Source organism: Streptomyces sp. NPDC090045 (genome assembly GCF_044747975.1).
Classification (GTDB): domain Bacteria; phylum Actinomycetota; class Actinomycetes; order Streptomycetales; family Streptomycetaceae; genus Streptomyces.
On the sequence record NZ_JBIVFA010000043.1, the window covers coordinates 1 to 2,668 of the forward strand.

The 2,668-nt window shown below is 68.5% G+C and carries 2 protein-coding genes; both read right to left on the bottom strand.

The genetic code is table 11. From position 1 onward, the window contains the following. Window positions 1-649, bottom strand: a 649-nt coding sequence (locus tag ACIPYQ_RS41180; protein ID WP_401259813.1) for a M23 family metallopeptidase, incomplete at its 3' end; no start/stop codon positions are given. Between the two features lie 54 nt (window positions 650-703). Next, window positions 704-2,467 (bottom strand): family 43 glycosylhydrolase, encoded by a 1,764-nt coding sequence (locus tag ACIPYQ_RS41185; RefSeq protein WP_401259815.1) that lies wholly within the window; start codon window positions 2,465-2,467, stop codon window positions 704-706. Between the last annotated feature and the right edge of the window lie 201 nt (window positions 2,468-2,668).

Below are 2,668 nucleotides of genomic sequence, written 5' to 3' on the forward strand. Positions count from 1 at the left end.
TCGTCCCGTTACCGGACCACTGGAACACGGCGGAACGGTCCGGGGACTGCGCGAACAGGCTACTGCCGGCGGACACACCGCAGTTCGTGCTCGTCTCGAAGTGCTGGTTGTACTCCCATTTGACGGGAACGAGGCGCCCGTCGAAGGTGGTCTGCACGACGGAGCCGTTCAGCTTCTGCTCGTAGTGCAAGTGCGCCCCGGTGGTCCAGCTGCCGGTGTTGCCGACGGTGCCGATCTGCCGGCCCTGCTCCACGTCGTTGCCGACGGCGACGTCGCGCCGGTCCAGGTGCAGGTACCGGGTCTGCCAGCCGTCGCCGTGGTCGATCACGATGAAGTTTCCGGCTTGGCTGTCGAACTGCGAGGTGACGACGCGCCCGGCCGCCGAGGCCAGGGCGGGTGTGCCCTGGGTGGTTCCACCGGCCGAGACCATGTCGAGCATGTACTGGCTCGCGTGTCCATCGTGCGTGGACGTCGTCCACCGTTGCCCGCAGGGAATGGGATGCTGGAACGGGGGCGTATTGGCGACCGCGGTGTCCGCCTCCGGGGCTGCCGAGGTCGAGGCCGCGGCCGGGGCGGCGGGCAGGAGGGCTGTGACCGGAGCGAGCAGCAGTGCTGCCGCCGCCAGGAAGCCGGCCCATCTGATCTTCATACGTCTCCTTGGTACGAGGGTGTGATGCGGGAGGGGAGAAGTGTGGGGCGATCGCTAGTCGGTGACGATGCTCGCGGCGGGCCCGCCGACCTTGGTCCATTGGAAGGTCGTCGACCCGGACCACTGGAAGACGCCGCTCTTGTCGGAGCTCAACCCGAAGAGCCGGTCACCGGCGACTGCGAAGGCGTTCCCGGGACCACCGGCCTTGGACCAGTTGTCCGGTACGCCGCTGAACCTGTGGACGTCGCCGTTGGCGGGGTTGGTGGCGAATAGCCCTGCGCCACCGCCGAAGAGGGTTCCGGCCGGTCCGCCGACCTTGGTCCAGGTCGTGCCCGACCCGGTCCATTTCAAGACCGCACCACCGTTGGGCGACAGGCCGTACAATGCCTCATTGGTGACTGCGAAGGTCTTTCCGGGCCCGCCGACTTTGGTCCAGCTGTCCGGGGTGCCGTTGTACTTGAGGATGTCGCCCGTGGTCGGGCTGGTGGCGAACAGGCCACCGCCGCCTGCGTACAGCGTGCCTGCCGGTCCGCCGATCCTCGTCCAGGCGGTCCCTGATCCGGTCCACCGGAAGACGGCCTTCCTGTCCGGGCCGAGCCCGTACAGCGTGCCGTCGGTGACGACGAACTGGGCCCCGGGTCCGCCGACCTTGGTCCACCTGTCCGGGGTGCCGCTGTATTTGAAGATGTCGCCGGTGGTCGGGCTGGTGGCGAACAGGCCACCATCGCCGCCGATCAGTGTGCCTGCCGGTCCGCCGATCCTCGTCCAGGAGTTTCCGCCCGTCCGCTGGTGGACGGCGCTCTTGTCGGGGCTCAGCGCGTACAGATGGTGCGGGGTGTAGGGCCGTGCCCGCCACGTGAGCGGAGCCAGGTCCACTCCGCCGGTGCCCCAGCCCGCGCTGCTCAGCCATTGGTTTCCGTCGTGGTCGGTGACGACCTCGGCGGCGTGGGACGGCAGGCGGCCCACCTGGCCGGTGGCAGGGAAGTGCAGCGGATCGGAGCTGACGTACACCTCGGCCCCGACGTAATCGGCCGTTGCGGAGCCCCCGAAGAACAGGTACCAGAGGCCGTTGCGCTGTATCACGTACGGGGATTCGGTCCAGCCGTCGCCGAGGGCGGTGAACGCGGTCTTGCGAGGGCTCCAGGTGATCAGGTCCGGACTCGTCCGGTACGCGACGATGCTGCGTCCCCCGGTGGCCGTCTCCGTGGCGGTGTAATACATCACCCACTGGGAACCGACCCGGGTGACCATCGGATCGCGTGCTTCTTGTCCGTCACGGAACAGTGGCCCTCCGGGCCGCCGTTCCCAGTGGATCAGGTCGGTGGAGGTGGCCAGGTTGATCTGGCTCCTGGACGGGTCGCCGATGGTTTGCCCGCCCGCGTAGAACATGTAGTACGTGGAGCCGGAGCGGATGACGTGCGGTGCCCACAGGTGCGACTCTCCGTAGGAGGGGTCGACCGTCAGGGCCATGGGCTGCTTGGTCCACGGCCCGCGCAGGCTGGGTGCCGTGGCGTGTGCGAACGAGTCCTCGTTGTCCGGGTCGGCCGGTTCGGCGTGGGTGATGCCGAACAGGTGCCAGGTCCCAGTGGCCTCGTCACGGATGAAGGTGTGGTCGTTGATGTACCAGGGCTGTGACTCCCCGGTGCCGGGGTTGTAGACGCGGACGAAGTCTCCGGTGGTCACGGAGCCGGAGTTCGCCGAGGCGGTGTTCGTCGAGGAGGTGTTCGCGGACGTGGTGTTCGCGGGGGCGGTGGAGGGGAGTCGGTCAGGTGCCGGGGCGGCGACGGCGGGGAGTATCCCGAGTGAGACCGCGACCAAGGCAGCGGCAGCCAGGGTGATGCGTGATAACACATGGCTCCAGAGAGAAGAGCGGACGGGGCCCGGCCCAGGAAGCCCGGGCCCGTCCGCTGATGACGTCGCCGACTACCGGCCCGCGATGAAGGAGGCGGGGCCGCCGACCTTGTGCCAGGTGGTGCCGTTGCCGGACCACTTGAAGACTGCGTCGCTGTTGGGTGACAG